The 18,140-nt window shown below is 70.1% G+C and carries 18 protein-coding genes; 8 read left to right on the forward strand and 10 right to left on the reverse strand.

Annotated features, from left to right (window positions below):
• Positions 1–119: 119 nt before the first annotated feature.
• Positions 120–2,261 carry an MMPL family transporter gene (locus VHD82_RS05710; protein ID WP_325697726.1) on the forward strand — a complete coding sequence of 714 codons (2,142 nt, stop codon included), beginning with the start codon at positions 120–122 and terminating at the stop codon, positions 2,259–2,261.
• A 42-nt stretch (positions 2,262–2,303) separates the two neighbouring features.
• On the opposite strand, the gene VHD82_RS05715 is transcribed toward VHD82_RS05710, so the two are convergent.
• The 4 genes from VHD82_RS05715 to hisD form a co-directional block, all read right to left on the reverse strand.
• The gene (locus VHD82_RS05715; protein WP_325697728.1) at positions 2,304–2,462 is read right to left on the reverse strand and encodes a hypothetical protein; all 159 of its coding nucleotides are present in this window, start codon (positions 2,460–2,462) and stop codon (positions 2,304–2,306) included.
• Complete coding sequence (hisB, locus tag VHD82_RS05720; RefSeq protein WP_325697730.1) at positions 2,459–3,058, reverse strand: imidazoleglycerol-phosphate dehydratase HisB; 600 nt, start codon at positions 3,056–3,058, stop codon at positions 2,459–2,461. The genes VHD82_RS05715 and hisB overlap by 4 nt, the downstream gene beginning before the upstream one ends.
• 73 nt (positions 3,059–3,131) lie before the next feature.
• Positions 3,132–4,229 (reverse strand): histidinol-phosphate transaminase, encoded by a 1,098-nt coding sequence (locus VHD82_RS05725; RefSeq protein WP_325697732.1) that lies wholly within the window; start codon positions 4,227–4,229, stop codon positions 3,132–3,134.
• Positions 4,226–5,551 carry a histidinol dehydrogenase gene (gene hisD / locus VHD82_RS05730; RefSeq protein WP_325697734.1) on the reverse strand — a complete coding sequence of 442 codons (1,326 nt, stop codon included), beginning with the start codon at positions 5,549–5,551 and terminating at the stop codon, positions 4,226–4,228. The genes VHD82_RS05725 and hisD overlap by 4 nt, the downstream gene beginning before the upstream one ends.
• A gap of 48 nt (positions 5,552–5,599) precedes the next feature.
• On the opposite strand from hisD, the gene VHD82_RS05735 reads away from it, so the two are divergent.
• Positions 5,600–6,397 carry a carbon-nitrogen hydrolase family protein gene (locus VHD82_RS05735; protein ID WP_325697736.1) on the forward strand — a complete coding sequence of 266 codons (798 nt, stop codon included), beginning with the start codon at positions 5,600–5,602 and terminating at the stop codon, positions 6,395–6,397.
• Here VHD82_RS05735 and VHD82_RS05740 read toward each other — a convergent pair.
• On the reverse strand, positions 6,342–7,268 hold the full coding sequence (locus VHD82_RS05740; RefSeq protein WP_325697738.1) for a DMT family transporter: 927 nt from the start codon (positions 7,266–7,268) through the stop codon (positions 6,342–6,344). The two genes, VHD82_RS05735 and VHD82_RS05740, sit on opposite strands and share 56 nt — an antisense overlap.
• A 179-nt stretch (positions 7,269–7,447) precedes the next feature.
• Here VHD82_RS05740 and VHD82_RS05745 point away from each other — a divergent pair, with 179 nt between their 5' ends.
• Positions 7,448–8,095, forward strand: coding sequence for a VC0807 family protein (locus tag VHD82_RS05745; protein WP_325697740.1), 648 nt, complete (start codon positions 7,448–7,450; stop codon positions 8,093–8,095).
• A gap of 44 nt (positions 8,096–8,139) precedes the next feature.
• On the forward strand, positions 8,140–8,715 hold the full coding sequence (locus VHD82_RS05750) for a TetR family transcriptional regulator (protein ID WP_325697742.1): 576 nt from the start codon (positions 8,140–8,142) through the stop codon (positions 8,713–8,715).
• Positions 8,716–8,721: 6 nt separating this feature from the next.
• Here the strand turns inward: VHD82_RS05750 and VHD82_RS05755 are convergent, their stop codons facing one another.
• Positions 8,722–9,342, reverse strand: a complete 621-nt coding sequence (locus VHD82_RS05755) for a response regulator transcription factor (RefSeq protein WP_325697744.1) — start codon at positions 9,340–9,342, stop codon at positions 8,722–8,724.
• 141 nt (positions 9,343–9,483) lie between these two features.
• Here VHD82_RS05755 and VHD82_RS05760 point away from each other — a divergent pair, with 141 nt between their 5' ends.
• Positions 9,484–10,563 (forward strand): type VII secretion protein EccE, encoded by a 1,080-nt coding sequence (locus VHD82_RS05760; RefSeq protein ID WP_325697746.1) that lies wholly within the window; start codon positions 9,484–9,486, stop codon positions 10,561–10,563.
• A gap of 16 nt (positions 10,564–10,579) precedes the next feature.
• A complete protein-coding gene (locus tag VHD82_RS05765; RefSeq protein WP_325697747.1) occupies positions 10,580–11,656 on the forward strand; it encodes a dihydrofolate reductase family protein in 1,077 nt (358 codons plus the stop codon).
• Here VHD82_RS05765 and VHD82_RS05770 read toward each other — a convergent pair.
• The 4 genes from VHD82_RS05770 to nadA all read right to left on the reverse strand — a co-directional run bounded on the left by VHD82_RS05770 (position 11,634) and on the right by nadA (position 16,630).
• The gene (locus VHD82_RS05770) at positions 11,634–12,968 is read right to left on the reverse strand and encodes a sensor histidine kinase (protein WP_325697749.1); all 1,335 of its coding nucleotides are present in this window, start codon (positions 12,966–12,968) and stop codon (positions 11,634–11,636) included. The two genes, VHD82_RS05765 and VHD82_RS05770, sit on opposite strands and share 23 nt — an antisense overlap.
• Positions 12,969–13,042: 74 nt before the next feature.
• Positions 13,043–13,894 carry a carboxylating nicotinate-nucleotide diphosphorylase gene (gene nadC, locus VHD82_RS05775; protein ID WP_325697750.1) on the reverse strand — a complete coding sequence of 284 codons (852 nt, stop codon included), beginning with the start codon at positions 13,892–13,894 and terminating at the stop codon, positions 13,043–13,045.
• An 85-nt stretch (positions 13,895–13,979) separates the two neighbouring features.
• Positions 13,980–15,623 (reverse strand): L-aspartate oxidase, encoded by a 1,644-nt coding sequence (locus VHD82_RS05780; RefSeq protein ID WP_325697752.1) that lies wholly within the window; start codon positions 15,621–15,623, stop codon positions 13,980–13,982.
• Positions 15,620–16,630, reverse strand: a complete 1,011-nt coding sequence (nadA, locus tag VHD82_RS05785; protein WP_325697754.1) for a quinolinate synthase NadA — start codon at positions 16,628–16,630, stop codon at positions 15,620–15,622. The genes VHD82_RS05780 and nadA overlap by 4 nt, the downstream gene beginning before the upstream one ends.
• A 112-nt stretch (positions 16,631–16,742) precedes the next feature.
• Here nadA and VHD82_RS05790 point away from each other — a divergent pair, with 112 nt between their 5' ends.
• Both VHD82_RS05790 and VHD82_RS05795 read left to right on the forward strand, forming a co-directional pair.
• Entirely contained in the window at positions 16,743–17,381 is a 639-nt protein-coding gene (locus VHD82_RS05790) for an NUDIX hydrolase (RefSeq protein ID WP_325697756.1), read from the forward strand.
• Positions 17,382–17,415: 34 nt separating this feature from the next.
• Positions 17,416–18,132 carry an LON peptidase substrate-binding domain-containing protein gene (locus tag VHD82_RS05795; RefSeq protein ID WP_325697757.1) on the forward strand — a complete coding sequence of 239 codons (717 nt, stop codon included), beginning with the start codon at positions 17,416–17,418 and terminating at the stop codon, positions 18,130–18,132.
• The last annotated feature ends 8 nt before the right edge of the window (positions 18,133–18,140 follow it).

Raw genomic sequence — 18,140 nt, forward strand, 5'->3', positions numbered from 1 at the left:
GGAACCGCTAGCCGTGCGGCTAGTCACATCACTAGCCGATCGGCTTGTAGTCTCCTTGCCGATTGGCTAGCTTCGGTATCACCCGAAGGTATGACGGACGAGCTTTCTCAGGAGTCCCTGTGGCCACCCTTCTCTACCGTTTGGCGCGCTTTTCCTTCCGGCGCCGCTGGCTCGTGGTCGCCGTGTGGGCGGTCGTACTGGGCGCACTCGGGCTCGGCGCGCTGACCCTTTCCGGTCAGATGTCGAACTCGGTGACCATCCCCGGCACCGAATCGCAGCAGGCGATCGACCACCTGAAGGAACGGTTCCCGCAGGCAGGCGTCGGCGGCGCGACCGCGCGGGTGGCGATCGCCGCGCCTGACGGGCAGCAGCTCACGACCGGTGAAAACAAGGCAGCGGTCGAGCGCCTCGTCGGCGAACTGAAGACCGCGCCGAAGGCGAAGGCCATCACGGACCCCTTCCAGACCGGGATGGTTTCCCCACACGGCAACGTCGCGCTGGTCCAGGTCAGCTACGGGGTGCAGGCGTCCGAGCTGACCGAGGGCGACCGGGATGCGGTGACCGCCACCGCGGACGCCGCGCGCGAGGCCGGGCTGACCGTCGAATTCGGTGGCGACGCACTGCAGGGTATGCCGGAAACCGGTGCCACGGAAGGACTCGGCGTGATCGTCGCGGCGATCGTGCTGACCGTGACGTTCGGTTCGGTGGTCGCCGCGGGCCTGCCGCTGCTGACCGCACTGATCGGGGTCGGCGTCGGGATGACCGGAATCCTGACCGTTTCCGGGTTCACCGAACTGAACTCGAACACCCCGATCCTGGCGCTGATGCTCGGGCTGGCCGTCGGGATCGACTACGCGCTGTTCATCGTCTCGCGGTACCGGCATGAGCTGGGTGAAGGGCACGAACCGGAGAAAGCGGCCGCCCGCAGTGTCGGCACGGCGGGTTCGGCCGTGGTCTTCGCCGGGCTGACGGTGATCATCGCGCTGGTCGGGCTGACCGTAGTCGGCATCCCGTTCCTCGGCCAGATGGGCGTCGCGGCGGCGGGCACGGTGGCCGTGGCGGTGTTGATCGCGCTCACGTTGCTGCCCGCGGTGCTCGGCTTCGCGGCCCGGAAAGTCCTTGGCAGGAAACCGAAATCCCCCCACGGCCGGACGAACGGCGAGCGCTGGGCCCGGTTCGTGGCACGGCGCCGGGTGCCCGTACTGCTCGCCGCGGTGGCCGGTCTGGTCGTGATCGCCATTCCGGCGCTGGGCATGCAGCTCGGCCTGCCCAACGACGCCACGGCCGCGCCGGATTCCACCCAGCGCAAGGCTTACGACCTCGTCACCGCCGGGTTCGGCCCCGGCCTGAACGGCCCGCTGGTCGTCGTCCTGTCCGACACGACGACCGCCGCCACGACCAGTGCCGCCGACGAGATCTCCCGACTCGGCGACGTCGCGACTGTCACCCAGCCGCAATACAACGCGCAGCGTGACACCGCGATGTTCACGGTCATCCCGAAGAGTGGTCCGAGCAGCACCGATACCGAGAAACTGGTCAGCGACATCCGCGGCCTGCCGGTGAGCGAGAACGCGAAGCTGTCGGTGACGGGGCAGACCGCGTTGCAGATCGACGTGTCGGAGAAGCTCGCGAAGGCGATGCTGCCGTATCTGCTGCTGATCGTCGGGCTGGCGTTCTTGCTGCTGATGCTGGTGTTCCGCTCGGTGATCGTGCCGTTGAAGGCCACGCTCGGGTTCCTCGGCTCGGTGGCCGCGACGTTCGGCGCCGTGGTCGCGGTGTTCCAGTGGGGCTGGCTGGATTCGCTGCTCGGCGTGAAATCGACCGCACCGATCATGAGTATGTTGCCGATCCTGCTGATCGGGGTGCTGTTCGGGCTCGCGATGGACTACCAGGTGTTCCTGGTGACGCGGATGCGCGAGGAACACGTGCACGGCACCGAGGCGCAACAGGCGATGGTCACCGGGTTCCGGCACGGCTCGCGGGTGGTCGTCGCCGCGGCGCTGATCATGATCAGCGTGTTCGCCGGATTCGTCCTGGCCGACACCACGCTGATCCAGTCGATCGGTTTCGCGCTCGCGTTCGGCGTGCTGGTGGACGCCTTCGTGGTGCGGATGACGATCGTGCCGGCCGTGATGTCGCTGCTCGGCTCGAAGGCGTGGTGGCTGCCGAAGTGGCTGGACCGGGTGCTGCCGAACGTGGACGTCGAGGGCGAGAAGCTGACCAAGCACCTCGACGACGGGAAGGTGCTCGAAAACGCGTAGCTTGGTGGCAAGCCCACGTGAGCCTTTCGCGCGGGCCCAGCTTCAGCCGACGAACCAGGCGATCGCCCCACCGACCGCGAGCAGTGCGGCCACGAGCAGGGCTCCGGCGAGCACCTTGGCCGTCTTCCAGGTGCTGTAGACGCCGCCCGCCAGGAAACCGGCCAGCGCGAGCAGCAGAATGCCGATGATCTCCTTGCTCAAAGCACGCCCTTCGTCGACGGAATGCCGCCCGCGCGCGGGTCGGGCTCGGTGGCGGCGCGCAGGGCGCGGGCCACGGCCTTGTACTGCGCCTCGGCGATGTGGTGCGGATCCCGGCCGTGCAGCACCCGCACGTGCAACGCGATCTGCGCGTGGAACGACAGCGAGTCGAACACGTGCCGGTTCAGCACGAACGGGTAGTTCCCGCCGATGGTGAAGGTGTTGAACTCCGGCGGCTCACCCAGGTGCACGCAGTATGGGCGGCCCGAAACGTCGATCGCCGCGTGGGCAAGGGTTTCGTCCATCGGGATGTAGGAATCGCCGAAACGGCGGATGCCCTTCTTGTCCCCCAGCGCCTGGCGCAGCGCCTGGCCGAGCACGATCGCGGTGTCCTCGACCGTGTGGTGCGCGTCGATGTGCGTGTCGCCGCTCGCCTCGACCTTCAGGTCCAGCGAGCCGTGCGCGCCGAACGCGGTGAGCATGTGGTCGTAGAACGGGACGCCGGTGGAGATCTCCACCTCGCCGGTGCCGTCCAGGTCGAGCACGACCGAGATCGAGGACTCCTTGGTGGTGCGGTCAACCTTCCCGATCCTGCTCATGCGCGCACCTCGCTGACGCTCATGGCGGCATTCGCCGTGGTCGCGGTGTCGAATGGTTCGGTCGCAAGCTCCCTCACCGGGGAACCTCCTTGCTGGCGGCCAAAAACGCGTCGTTCTCCTCCGGGGTGCCGATGGTCACCCGCAGGTGACCCTCGATGCCGACGTCCCGGATCAGTACCCCGTTGTCCACATAGGACTGCCAACTCGCCTTCGCATCGGCGAACTGTCCGAAGAGGACGAAGTTGGCGTCACTGGGCACCGGGGTGAAACCCAGCCCCAGCAAGGCTTCCACCACCCGATCCCGCTCCGCGGCGAGCTTCGCGACCGTTGCCAGCGTCTCGTCCGCGTGCCGGAGCGCGGCCCGCGCCGCGGCCTGAGTCAGCAGCGAGAGGTGGTACGGCAGGCGCACCAGCTGCAGCGCGTCGACCACCGCGGGAGCGGCCGCCAGGTAACCGAGCCTGCCGCCGGCGAAGGCGAACGCCTTGCTCATCGTGCGCGACACGATCAGTTTCGCCGGATATTCGTCCAGCAGCGCAACCGTGCTGGGCTGCGAGGAGAACTCGGCGTATGCCTCGTCCACCACCACGATGCCCGGCGCCGCCTTCAGCACCGCTTCCAGCTCCGCCAACGGGATCGAGCCGCCCGTCGGGTTGTTCGGGCTGGTCACGAAGACCACGTCCGGCTTGCGCTCGGCCACGATCCCGGCCGCGCGAGCGGTGTCCAGCGAGAAGTCCTCGCGGCGCGGCGTGGGCGCCCATTCCGTGCGCGTGCCGGCCGCGATGATCGGGTGCATCGAGTACGACGGCTCGAACCCCAGCGCGGTGCGGCCCGGACCGCCGAACGCCTGCAGGATCTGCTGCAGGATCTCATTGGAACCGTTGGCAGCCCACAGGTTCCGCTCCGAGAGCAGCACGCGGGTGGACACCGAGAGGTAGTCCGCCAAGTCCTGCCGTAGCGCCACCGCGTCCCTGTCCGGGTAGCGGTGCAGCCCCGCCGCGACCTCGCGCACGGCCTCGGTCACGTCGTCGACCAGCGCCTGCGGCGGCGGATACGGGTTTTCGTTGGTATTGAGCCGGACCGGCACGTCCAGCTGCGGCGCGCCGTACGGGCTGCGGCCACGCAGATCCTCCCGCAGCGGCAGCTCCGCCAGGGTCACGTCTTCGGCGGTCACTCGGCCTCCTGGGAGAAACGCGCTGTCACGGCTTCGCCGTGGGCGGGCAGGTCTTCGGCGTTGGCGAGCGCGACGACCTTCCCGGCCACCTCGCGCAACGCCGCTTCGCTGTAGTCGATCACGTGGATGCCGCGCAGGAAACTCTGCACGGACAGCCCCGAGGAATGCCGGGCGAACCCGCCGGTGGGCAGTACGTGGTTGGAGCCCGCGCAGTAGTCACCGAGCGAGACCGGGGCGTACGGACCGACGAACACCGCGCCCGCGTTGCGCACCCGTGCGGCGACGCCTCGCGCGTCCGCCGTCTGGATCTCCAGGTGCTCGGCCGCGTAGGCGTCGACCACCCGCAAGCCATCATCCACTGTGGACACCAGCACGGTGCCGGACTGCTTGCCCCGCAAGGCTTGCTGGACACGCTCACTGTGCTTCGTCGCGGCGACCCTGGTCGCCAGCTCGGCGTCCACCTTGTCCGCCAGCTCCTCGGAGGTGGTGACCAGGACGCTCGCGGCGAGGGTGTCGTGCTCGGCCTGGCTGATGAGGTCTGCCGCGACGTGCCCGGCGTCGGCCGTGTCGTCGGCGAGGATCGCGATCTCCGTCGGGCCGGCCTCGGAGTCGATGCCGATCAGCCCGCGCAGCATCCGCTTGGCCGCCGTCAGGTAGATGTTGCCGGGGCCGGTCACCAGGTCCACCGGCACCAGTTCACCGCCGTCGGTGTCCGTGCCGCCGTACGCCAGCAGCGCCACCGCCTGCGCGCCGCCCACGGCCCACACCTCGTTCACGCCCAGCAGGGCGGCGGCGGCCAGCGTCGTCGGGTGCGGGCTGCCGCCGAACTCGGCCTGCGGCGGGGTGCACAGCACCAGCGAGCCCACGCCCGCGGCCTGCGCCGGCACGACGTTCATCACCACACTCGACGGGTAGACGGCGAGACCGCCCGGCGCGTACAGCCCGACGCGCTCCACCGGCACCCAGCGCTCGGTGACCGTGCCGCCCTCGGTGACCTTCGTCGTCACGTCCTGGCGGCGCTGTTCGGCGTGGACCCTGCGGGCCCGCTCGATGGACTCCTCCAGCGCAACCCGCACCTGGGGATCCAGCTCCGCGAGCGAGCGCTCCAGCGCCTCGGCCGGCACCCGAACGGTGGCGGGGCGGACCTTGTCGAACTTCTCCGTGTACTCCAGCACGGCCTCGACACCCCGGTCACGCACCGCTTCCACGACCGGCCGGACCTGATGCAGGGCCGCGTCCACATCGATCTCGGCACGCGGCAGGGTGGCGCGCAGTTCGACGGGGGACGGGACCTTTCCACGCAGGTCGGTGCGGTTCAGCATGGGTCTAGGGTACGAGTGGCGAACCCAGCGACGACCAGGGAGGTAGCAGTGCTCCGGATAGGCCTCTGCCAGCTCACGTCGAGTGACGACCCGGCGGAGAACCTCAGCCTGATCCGCGACGGCGTCGCGCGGGCGGCGAGCGAGGGCGCGCGAGTCGTGGTGTTCCCGGAGGCGGCGATGGTCCGCTTCGGGGTCCCGCTCCAACCGCTGGCCGAACCGCTCGACGGGCCCTGGGCGAAGTCCGTGGCCGCGATCGCCGCCGAGCACGACGTGCTGGTGGTCGCCGGGATGTTCACCCCGTCCGACGACGGCCGGGTGCGCAACACGCTGCTCATCACCGGTCTCGGCAGGCATCTGGGTTACGACAAGATCCACCTCTACGACGCGTTCGGTTTCCGCGAGTCCGACACCGTCGCCCCGGGCACCGATACGGTCACCACCAGCGTCGACGGGATCACGCTCGGTTTCGCCACCTGCTACGACATCCGCTTCCCCGAACTGTTCCGCCGCCTCGGCGACAACGACGCCACGGCTGTGCTCGTGCCGACGTCGTGGGGCTCCGGCGAGGGCAAGCGCCAGCAGTGGGAGGTGCTGGTGCGCGCCCGCGCGCTGGACTCCGGCTGCTGGGTGCTGGGCTGCGGCCAGGCCGACCCCGCGGCCACCGGGGTGGCGGTCAACCCCAAGGCCCCGACCGGGATCGGCTATTCGACGGCGGCCGACGGCTTCGGCCACGTGCACGCCGCCGCCGGCCCCGGCGCGGAGCTGCTGCTGGTCGATGTCGACCCCGAGGTCACCCGGAAAGCACGTGCGGCGACCGGGGCGCTGGCGAACCGACGGCTGGGCTAGGCGGCGCCATCAGGTGGCTGCTGCGGTGGGCGAGCACGGCGATCCCGGCCACGATCACCGCGGCCGCGGCCAGTTCCCCGGCCAGCACGGCGGTGCCGGTCGAGGCCGACTCGCCCAGCCAGCCGATCCCGACGGCCACCCCGATCAGCGGATCGATCGTGGTGATCACCGCCAGTGCCGGCGAGATCATCCGGCCCTGCTGGAAAGTGTTCTGCGACAGCAGGAATCCGACCGGGCCCAGCACGCACACGACGTACAGCGCCCAGTGCGTGAACGGCACCCGCAGGCCCTCGCGCAGCTGGCCCGCGACCACCTTCATCAGCGCCGCCGTCACGCCGTAGAACACGCCGGTCGCCAACGCCAGCCCGAGCACCCGGCCGCCGCCGCGCAACACCGTCGACAGGCCGAGGCCCGCCAGCGCCGCCATGCCGAGCACCACGGCCAGCGGCCCGACGTTGCCGACCAGTTCGCTGGAGCCGCCCGTCGGGCGGGCGAGCGCGAGGAACCCGGCCAGCCCCGCGACACAGAGCAGCGTGCCGAGCACGACCACCCTGTCGGCCCGACGACGGCTCAGCCACGCGGCGAAGATCCCCGCGAAGGGCAGCGCCGTCACCAGTAGCGGCTGCACCAGCATCAGCGGGCCGAACCCGAGCGCGAGCACCTGCAGCAGCAGGCCCGCGATCGTCGCGCCGATCCCGACCAGCCACAGCGGCCGGTGCGCGAGCTTCACCAGCAGGCCCGGGTCCAGGGTCTTGCCCTGCGGCACCTGCTTGGTCGCCTTCGCCTGCGCGGCCGAAGCCAGCCCCATCAACGCCGCCCCCACGACCGCGGCCGGGACCGCCACCGCCAGACTTGTCCACTCCGCGGCCATTGGTCACCTCCCTTAACGGGAACATCACACCACCGCGCAGGTCTTCCCCGGATCCGGAAATTACCCGGAGTGTTATCGGGAGCCGACCCTGATCTCACAGGGTCGCCTAGTACATTGAGCGGCCCAACCGCCGCCCGACCCCGTGCCTCCCTCGGCACGCGCGACAGACAGCGAATTCGATGCCTCAGCACCTGACGGTCCACCTCCCCGCGTTCGGGTCACTGCTGCGCCAAGGCGCCAAGCACCTGCTCGAATCGACAATCGTGCCGCTCGGCCTGTTCTACCTGCTGCTGACGCTGGTCGGCTTCGACGGCGGGCTGATCGCCGCGCTCTCGTGGTCGCTGCTCGCGCTGGTCCGCCGGGCCGTGCTGCGCCAGCCGGTCCCGGCCGTGTTGTTGCTCACCACGGGCCTGCTCGTGGCACGCACCGTGCTCGGCCTGATGACGGGCAGTATTTTTCTCTATTTCCTGCAGCCGACCCTGCAGAACTTCCTGATCGCGTTCATCCTCGTCGGTTCCCTGCCGTTCGGCCGCCCGTTCATCGCGAAGCTCGCCGATGACTTCTGCGCGTTCCCGGCGGCGTTTTCCGAACATCCGCGGGTCGTCTACGTGTTCCGGCGGCTGTCCCTGTTGTGGGCGCTGGTGTTCCTCACCAACGGCGTGACCACGTTGTGGATCCTGGCGAAGGCGAGTGTGGGTAACTTCCTGATGGTTTCCACGGCGGGCTCGTGGAGTGTCATCGGGGCGGCCATCGTCGTCTCACTGTTGTGGTTCCGTAAAACGCTGCGTGGCGAGGGGATCGCGGTCCGCATGGGCGCCCCGGCCTGAAACCTGCGCAGGTCAGTCGCAGTCCCCACGTAGAATTCCGCGTTATGAGCAGGTGGGAGCCCAACGCGCGCGGCCGGTTGGAGCAGGCGGCGTTGGAGCTCTATCGCGAGCGTGGATTCGACCAGACCACGGTCGCGGAGATCGCGAAGCGGGCCGGGCTCACGGAGCGGACGTTCTTCCGCCACTACACCGACAAGCGCGAGGTCTTGTTCGGCAGCGGGACCCAAGGCGGCGCGGAACTTCAGGCGCTGCTGGTGAAAACCCTCGCCGACGCGCCCGCCGGGCTGACCCCGATCGACACGGTCGCCTTCGCGCTGGAAGCCGCCGGCACCCTGATGCAGGAGCGCCGCGCGGCCGCGCAACAGCGCCACGCCATCGTCTCCGGGCACGCGGAACTGCGGGAACGCGAGCTGATCAAACTCGCGGCATTGTCCGCGGCGATCGGCGAGGCGTTACGTGCCCGCGGCGTCGCAGAACCGGCCGCGAGCCTGGCCGCCGAGACGGGTATCGCCGTCTTCCGGATTTCGTTCGAACGCTGGCTCGCCGCGACCGGCTCACCGGAGCTGGCGACGGTCATCCACGAGTCGTTCCAGGAACTGAAAGCCGTCGCCGCGCAGTAGGCGCTTTCAGGAAATGCCTTCCTCGATCGCCAGCCTGGTGAGTTCCGGGCGGCGCCTGCGACCCGTTTTGTCCCGGATCCGCTCCAGATAGGACCGCACGGTGCGGACGCTGATCGACATCGCCTCGGCGATGTCGGCGTCCCGCTCCCCGGCGGCGACCAGCGAAAGCACCTGGCGTTCCCGGTCGGACAACACGTTCTTCACCCCGCGCTGCGCGTTCAGCAGGAACGAAGCCAGTGTGGGCGAGACATACGTGCCGCCGGCGGCTATTTCCCGGACCGCGCGCAGGATGTCCGCGCCGTCGGCGTCCTTGGACAGATAACCCCGCGCCCCGGCCGAAATCGCGCGCAGCACCTCGTCCTGGCCGGCGTGCGCGGACACGATCAGCACCCGCTGGCCGAGCGCGACCACCTTCTGCACCGCGGCGGCATCGGTGACCCCGCGCAGTTTCAGGTCCAGTACGACGACCCCGCCCGGCGGTTCGCGGAACGACGTGTAACTGCCGACGGAATCGGCCACCGCGCCCAATTCGATGTCCAGCGCCTCGCTGAGCACGCGGGCCACCGCGGAGCGGTACAGCGGGTGGTCCTCGATCACGCCGACCCGGATCCGCGGCCGGTCGGGCATTCTGGCCTCCTGCTGGGAAAGCACCGCCGGCGCGATGCCTGGCCAGTATCGCTCATCCCCGCCCGGTGTGGCTATTTTTACCGGCAGAAAAAGGCGCGGGGACGATTATTCTGAGCCAGTAAACAAGGAGGGTCGGCAACCTTGACCACAGCCGATGCACGGCTCCCTTCGATCCCCGGAGCCGAAACCGCGGTCTCGCGGCGGGGAAGCCGGTGGCCGGCCGTGCTGGCTCCGGTGTTGCTGCCCGTCCGGAGTGGGCAGATCGTGGCCTGGGAGGTGTCCGCGATCTCCATCCCGCTCGCCTGGCACAGCCCGGCGTTGCGGCTCACGGTGGTGACGTGCGCTTTCCTGCTCTTCGCGGCCACTTCGGTCCGGATCGCGGGGCGGCACCTCGCGGGCTGGTCGCTGACCTGGCTCTCCTTCCGGATCTCGCAGCACGACGAGCGCAGGCTCGCGCCCGACCCATTGCTCGCCCTGGCGCCTGATCTGCGGCTGCGCCAGCACGCCGACCGCGCAGGCAACAGGTTCGGCGTGGTCGGAGTCGGCGACAGCTGGTCCGCGGTGATCCGGCTCGACCCGGGATCCATGCCCGATCCCGCCGCGATCACCGACATCCTGCGCCAGGCCTGCGACAACGCCGACATTCCACTGACGGCCGCACAGCTGCTGACCCGCTCCGACGGCACCGACCGCACCGATCTGCTGGCGGTGCGTTACCGCCCCGCGGAGGCGCCGATCGCCGCCGTGGCTCGCGGGAACGGCGAGGTGGGCGAGCTGCGGGCGACCACCCGGGCCGCGCTCGGCGTGCTCGGCGCATTGAGCGAGATCGGCTACACCGGCACCGTGCTGGAGGCCGGGGAGCTGGCCGCGGAACTCCGGGAAACCCTTGGCGTGCATGAGGACCGGGCCGGCTCGGTGGTCAACGGCTGGCGGTCGTGGGCGGCCGACGGCAGCGTGCAGGCCGGCTTCACCCCGGTCGGGACGAGCCCGGGCGCGGTGCTCGGCACATACGCGCGTGGTTCGGCGTTCACGGTCACGTCGTACGTGCTGCGCCGCAACGCACTGGGCCGGTTGCGCGAGGAGCTGACCATCCGGGTCGTGCGGAACCAGGTCCGCCGCAAGCCGCCGCGCGCCCGTGACCTGGGATTCCGGGTGGTTCCGCTGTACGGCAGGCAGCAGAGCGCGGTCCGCCGCAGCCTGCCCCTCGCGCTGGCGCGCTGATCGGTACTTTTGGGGTGTGAGCAAGCGCCCGTATGTCCTGGCCTCGGCCGCCATGTCCCTGGACGGCTACCTCGACGACACGAGCGAGGACCGGCTGCTGCTGTCCAGCCCGGAGGACTTCGCCAGGGTCGACGAGGTCCGCGGCAGGGTCGACGCGATCCTGGTGGGCGCGAACACGATCCGCGCGGACAACCCGCGGTTGCGTAGTCGCTCGGGGCCGGATCCGGTCAAAGTCACCATCACCGCCAGCGGGAAGCTCGACGCCGAGGCGAACTTCTTCACCACCGGCGACGTGGAGAAGATCGTGTACGCGCCGTCGTCCGTGGCGCACGACCTGGAGCTGCCTGCGACGGTGGTGGACGCCGGGGAACCGCTGGATTTGCACCGCGTCCTCGCCGATCTCTCCGAACGCGGTATCGAGCGGCTCATGGTGGAGGGCGGCAGCGCGATCCACACGATGTTCTTCACCGAACAGGTCGTGGACGAGCTCCAACTGGTGGTCGCGCCGTTCTTCGTGGGCGAGGCCGGGGCGCCGCGGTTCGTCGGGCCCGGCCGGTTCCCGCAGGAGCGGATGCTGCTCGCCGAAACCCGCCAGCTCGGGGACGTCGTGCTGCTGCGCTACCTCACCGGTCGCGCGGCGACGGATTTCACGCGGCTGCAGGAGGCGGCGGAACTGGCGGAGCAGTGCCCGCCGTCGACCACGTTCCGCGTCGGCGCGATCATCACCGATGCGCACGACACCGTGCTGGCAACGGGTTTCTCCGGCGAGACCGATCCGCACGACCACGCCGAGGAAGCCGCGCTGGCGAAGCTCGGCAACGACCAGAGGCTCGCCGAGTCGACGATCTACAGCTCGCTGGAACCGTGCAGCAGCCGCAGTTCCCGGCCGCTCAGCTGCACCCAGCACATCCTCAACGCCGGGATACCGCGGGTCGTCTTCGCCTGGCGCGAACCCGACCTGTTCGTCGACGCCCAGGGCGCGGAGCAGCTGCGCGCGGCCGGGCGGGAAGTGGTGGAGCTCCCGGAGCTGGCGTACCTGGTGCGGCGCGCCAACGGGCATCTGCCCGGCGTCAGCGAGGAACCCACATCGTGACCCGGGTGCCTCGGCCCGGCTGGGATTCGATCCGGCACCAGCCGCCGACCTCGGCCAGCCGGGCCCTCATCGACTCGCTGACCCCGAACCCGGCCGGCCGCTCGCCCTCGTCGTAGCCGACGCCGTGGTCGCGGGTGATCACCGCGACCCCGCCATCGAGCTCTTCCAGCCGCACCACGACTTCGTGCGTGCCCGCGTGCTTGATGGTGTTGCGCAGGGCTTCGCGCGCCGCGTCCCGCACAGCGACCCGTCGCGCGTCGGAGAGCCTGTCGTCCCCGATGTCGGAGATCGACAGCTCGGCGCGCAGACCGTCGCGGGCCATCTCCGTCGCGAGCGTGGCCAACTCGGCGGCGAGTCCGTCGGACGCGGCGTTCTCCTGCAAGACGCGGCGCAGTTCGTTCGCCTGCGCGAGGGCGGCCTGCCGGACCCTTGTCAGCTCACCGCGCGGATCGGCGTCGTCTGCGTCGCTGGAGAGCGCGATCGCTTCCAGGGCTTGGAGAATCGTGTCGTGCAAGGCCCGCTCCGTGCGGGCCCGCTCCGCGCCCTGACCGAGCCGCAACCCGATCGCGAGCGCGAGGCGCGTGGCCAGGCCGAGCAGCACGAGAGAGCCGGCTCCGGTGACCACCGCGACCACGAGGAGGCCGCCGCCGCGCACCACACCGGCGATCTCATGGGAACCGATCGAGGGCAGCGGCGCGAGCCACAACGCCAGGCATTGCGCCGCGAAACCGGACAGCACAAGGAAAAGCCCGGCGAGGATGCCGCGGCTGATCGTCCACAGCGCGACCGTGCCGGTGAGGTAGACGACCGCGATCCAGCTGCCCGGCCAGTACAATTCGGCGGGCACGGTGACGCTGACCAGCAACGTGGCCACCAACGCGTACCCGACATCGACCTTCAGCAGGAGCTTGTTCAACCGGCCGCGGCGATCGGGAACTCGCAACACCCAGACAGCGCCCGCGACGTTGCCGACGATCCCGAGCCAGGCCAGGACGGTGGGCACGGGCGCCGGGCCGTACGCGATGACCATCGAGAGCCAGACGACCGGGAGCAGGAAGATCCGGTAGGCCATCGGCGACAGCACGGCGTACCGGGTGGCCCGGATCATCAACGGGTCACGTGGCGCACCGACCTGGCTGGCGGCCATGGCGCCCATGCGCCGGAGGGCGGGGACCGGTTCTTCGTCATCGACCTCGGAAGGCAGGTCCCGCGGCGTGGACGCGAGCACCGGCGCGCCCTGCCGGAGCAGGGCGGCCAGGAAGTTGGTTCCGCGCGCCAAGGTCCACCGTGCTTTCTCCCCCGGTGGTTGCACGCCTGGCAGGATATCGCAGCGGGGAAGTCCTAACCGGATCCGGCGCTGGATCGAGATCATTTAGCGGCAGGGCGCTAATGCAAATCCAGGCCGAGGTCAAGAGCCGGGGACGAGTGCGTCAGCGCGCCGACAGCGAGGTAGTCCACGCCGGACTCGGCGTACGCGCGGGCGTTCGCCAGCTGCAGACCGCCGGACGCCTCCAGTCGCGTCTTCGGGGAGACCTCGTCGCGGACGCGGACCGCCTCGGCGCAGGCCTCCGGGGTGAAGTTGTCCAGCAACACCTCGTCGGCACCGGCCGCGAGCGCTTCGGACAACTGCTCGAGCGTGTCCACCTCGACCTCGCACGGCAGCTCCGCCGCGTGTTCCCGCGCCGCGGCCAGCGCGGCCGTCACCGAACCCGCCGCGACCACGTGGTTGTCCTTGATCAGCACCGCGTCGCCGAGACCCATCCGGTGGTTGACCCCGCCGCCGCACCGCACCGCGTACTTCTGCAGCAGCCGCAGCCCCGGCAGCGTCTTGCGGGAGTCGCGGATCGCACACCCCGTACCGTCCACTTCGGACACCCAGGCCGCGGTGTTGGTCGCGATACCGGACAAGTGGCACAACAGGTTCAGGGCCGTCCGCTCGGCCGTCAGCAGCCCGCGCACCGGACCGCGCACGACCAAGGCCGGTTCTCCGGCCACGAGCCTGCTGCCGTCCTTGCGGGCGGCGAGCACCTCGTAACTCCCGCCGAGCACCTCGTCGAACACCGCCAGCACCACCGGCACCCCGGCGATCGTGCCCGGCACCCGCGGCATGATCTCCGCCAGCGCTGTCGCATCCTCGGGGACCGTTGCCGCCGTGGTCGCGTCCGGCCCGTAGCGCAGGTCCTCCGCCAGCGCCCGAGAGACGACGCCGCGGACGTCCTCGATATCCAACTCGCTCATGCGCCCTCCTCCTCGGACACGGCAAGCCGCGGCTGTGTCATTACGTCGGCCAGCCTGGCGCCGGATGAATCACTCGCAAGCTCGCTCATGCCACTCCCATCGCTTCCACCGGATCGGCCAGCACAGGCTGGCCCGACGGGCTGAGCCGGATGAGCTGGCTGCGCTGCCAGGACGCGTCGTCCCGCTGCGGGAAGTCAGAACGCACATGACAGCCGCGTGATTCCGTGCGGCGTGCCGCGGCGGCGATCAGCGCCTGTGCGACGAGCGCCAGCGCGGCGTCCTCGACGTCCCGGTGCGTGCCGAGCTGACTGTCCTTTGTGGATAGATCGAGCACGGAACCCAGCACGCTGAGCCCTTCGGCGTCCCGCCCGATCGCCGCGTACCGGCTCATGGCCCGTTGCAGTGCATCGCGTTCCGCTATCGGCACGGGCCGCGGCCTCGGCGCGCGGGCCTGCTTCGGATCCGCGAGCAGGCCGGCCGCGAGATCCGCCACGACGGAGTCCGCGACCGCCGTTCCGGTAACCAGACCTTCGAGCAAACTGTTGGAGGCCAGCCGGTTTGCCCCGTGCAGACCGGTACGCGCGACCTCACCTGCCGCGTAGAGACCACGCACGCCGGTGCGTCCGTCGGTGCCGGCGACCACGCCACCGCAGGCGAAATGTGCGGCCGGCGTGACCGGAATCGGCTCCTTCTCGGGGTCCACGCCTATCGCGCGGCACGCGGCGTACACCGTCGGGAAGCGCCGATCGAACGCGGAAACCCCGGTCGCGTCAAGGAAAACGTGGTCGTCCACGCCGCCGGGCGCCTCGGCGGCCCGGCGGGTGATCGCCGCCGACACCACGTCACGCGGGGCCAGGTCGCCGAGCGGGTGCACGCCCTGCATCACCGAAGCACCCGCGCCGTCGATCAACACCGCACCTTCGCCCCGCACCGCTTCGGTGACCAGCGGGCAACGGCCGCGCGCGCCTGGCGTGTACAGCACCGTTGGGTGGAACTGCACAAACTCCAGGTCGGCCGCCTGCGCACCGGCCCGCAACGCGAGCGCGAGCCCGTCGCCGGTGGCGATCTCCGGATTCGACGTTGCCTGGTACAGCTGCCCGAGGCCCCCCGTCGCGAGAAGCACGGCGGGCGCGCGAAGCAGCCCTGGCACGCCGTTGGCGTCGAGGACCGTGACTCCCGCGACGTCACCGACAGGCGTGAGCAGCGCGTCAACCGCGATATGGCCTTCGAGCACCGGGAGCCGACGCCCGGTCGCTTCCGCGACCAGCGTGCGCTCGACTTCGGCGCCCGTCGCGTCACCGCCCGCATGGATGACGCGGAAGGCACTGTGCCCGCCCTCCCGTGTGCGTGCGAGCAGGCCCGAAGCACCGGGATCGAACCGCGCGCCCGCTTCTCGCAGCCAGGCCACCGAGCGCGGACCGGCGTGCAGAATCGCCTCGACGGCGTCAGGTTCGCAAAGCCCCGCGCCCGCCGTCAGCGTGTCCTCCACGTGGCGGGCGACGGAATCGCCCTCGTCGTGCTCCCCGTCGAGCACCACGGCGACGCCCCCTTGAGCCCATCGGGTGTTGCCGTCGGAGACCGCCGCCTTGGTCACGACGAGCACGCGCAACCCGAGCTCCTGGGCTCTCAGCGCCGCCGTCAGGCCGGCCACGCCACTGCCCAGTACGAGCAGATCGGCGCGCGCCTCCCATGCGCAAGTTTTCGACTGAAAGTCGGTAACTTCGGTCATTCCCCGCCGCCAGGCTTGCCGATCTCGATCATGCGCTGCACCGACGCGCGGGCACGGGCCGCGGTCTCGAGATCCACGTGCACCTCGTCGGCGCCTTCGCGCAGCGAACGCAGCAGGGCCGCCGGGGTGATCATCTTCATGTACCGGCAGGACGCCCGGTCGTTCACCGCGCGGAAGTCGATCTCCGGCGCGGCCTTGCGCAGCTGGTGCAGCATGCCGATCTCGGTGGCCACCAGCACCGTGGACGCTTTCGTGTCCCGCGCCGCGTGCACCATGTCGCCGGTCGAGAGGATCTTGACCTTCTCCGCCGCCACGGCACCCTCCCCGGCGAGGTAGAGCGCCGAGGTGGCGCAGCCGCATTCGGGGTGGATGAACAGGTCCGCGTCCGGGTTCGCGGCCGCGCGCTCGGCCAGCTCCCGCCCGTTGATCCCGGCGTGCACGTGGCATTCGCCGGCCCAGATGTGCAGGTTCTCCCGGCCCGTCTTGCGCTTGACGTGCGCGCCGAGGAACTGGTCAGGACAGAACAAGACCTCCCGGTCGGCGGGGATCGAGGCGACCACGTCCACCGCGTTCGAGGAGGTGCAGCAGATGTCGGTCTCCGCCTTGACCTCCGCCGTGGTGTTCACGTACGAGACCACCACCGCGCCCGGATGCTCGGCCTTCCAGGCCCGCAGCTGCTCGCCGGTGATCGAGTCGGCGAGAGAACAGCCGGCACGCGCGTCAGGGATCAGCACGGTCTTCTCCGGTGCGAGGATCTTCGCGGTTTCGGCCATGAAATGCACGCCGCAGAAGACGATCGTGGACGCGTCACTCGCGGCCGCGATCCGGGACAGGGCCAGCGAGTCGCCGGTATGGTCGGCGATGTCCTGGATCGCCGGGACCTGGTAGTTGTGCGCGAGGAGCACCGCGTCGCGTTCACGCGCGAGCCTGCGCACCTCCTCCGCCCACGCTTCGTCGGGTTCGACACCGGTGTACGGCGCGAGATCCTGCACAGTCGTCAAAGACATCAGGCCCCTCCTGGACCGCTCACTGGTTTTCGCCTTATAATCGAAAACCGTGCGAAGCCATATTAACAGCAGCTCCCCCCTGGCACACGAGGTTTTGGCGGCCGTATTACAGGTGCGTTACGCCACACTGCGCGTGCTGCTGTGGCGCAGAGCGCTGGATCCGCACGTCGGACGCTGGTCGCTGCCCGGCGGCAGGCTCCGCCCCGACGAGGACGTGGAGACCTCGATCCGCCGCCAGCTGGCCGAGAAGGTGGACATCCGGCAGCTGAAGCATGTGGAGCAGCTGGCCGTGTTCAGCGCGCCCGACCGCGTGCCCGGCCCGCGCGTGGTCGCCACCGCGTTCCTCGGTCTCGTCCCGTCGGACGTCGACCCCGAGATCCCCGAAGACACCGAATGGCACGAGATCGAATCCTTGCCGCGCACCGCGTTCGACCACCGCGAAATCATCCTGCGCGCGCGGGACAGGCTGCGGTCGAAGCTCAGCTACACCAACATCGGTTTCGCACTGGCACCGGCCGAGTTCACCGTGTCTTCGCTGCGCGAAATCTACTCCGCGGCCTTGGGGTACAAGGTTTCCGCCACCAACCTGCAGCGGGTGCTCTCGCGCCGCGGGCTGCTCGCGCCCACCGGTCACACGGTTCCTCCCGGCCGCGCCGGCGGGCGGCCTGCCGCGTTGTTCTCCTTCCCGGGAGCAGGGTTTCAGGTGACCGATCCGTTCGCCGTGTTCCGGCCGCCGCCGAAGCGACGCTGAGCAGGAGTCGCCCTTTCGAAGTACCGTGTAGGCCGTGCATGATGCGGAGCGGCCCGAAGCCCAGAAGGTGACCCTGCCGCTGTTCCCGCTGCAGACTGTGCTGCTACCGGGCGCGGTTCTGCCGTTGCACCTGTTCGAGCCGCGGTACCGGCAGCTGGCGATCGATCTGCTCAGTGGCACGGTCCCGGATCGCCGCTTCGGCATAGTGGGGATCAAGTCGGTCGCCGTGCGCGAGGTCGATTCGCTCGAGCACGTGCACACCATCGGCTGCACGGCCCTGCTGGACGAAAGCGACCGGCTGCCCGACGGCCGGTTCGACATCGTCACCACCGGCGAACGCCGGTTCCGGCTGCTCGACATCGACCACACCCGCGCGCCGTACCTCGTCGGCACCGTCGAATGGGTGCCCGACGAACCGGTCCCGGCCGGCGCGGAGGAAGCGACCGAACGGCTTTCCGCGTCCGCGCGTTCGGCGTACCGGCGTTACTGCGAATCCGCGTGGCAGCGAGATTCCTGGCCCTCGCCGCCGCCCGAGACCTCCCCGGCGGAGCTGGCGTACCTGCTGGCCGCGAACTGCCTGCTGCCGTTGCCCGACCGGCAACGCCTGCTGGAGGAAACCCATCCGCTGCGCCGTTTGCGGGCCACCTGCAAGCTGCTTTCCCGCGAGGCCGGCTTTCTCGCCGCGCTGCACGCCGTCCCGGCGCCACCGCCGGACGTTCCGCACCTGACCACCCGCGCCTACCTCAACTGAGGCCTTGA

Origin of the sequence: Amycolatopsis sp. (genome assembly GCF_035546795.1) — a bacterium.
In the GTDB taxonomy this organism is placed as follows: domain Bacteria; phylum Actinomycetota; class Actinomycetes; order Mycobacteriales; family Pseudonocardiaceae; genus Amycolatopsis_E.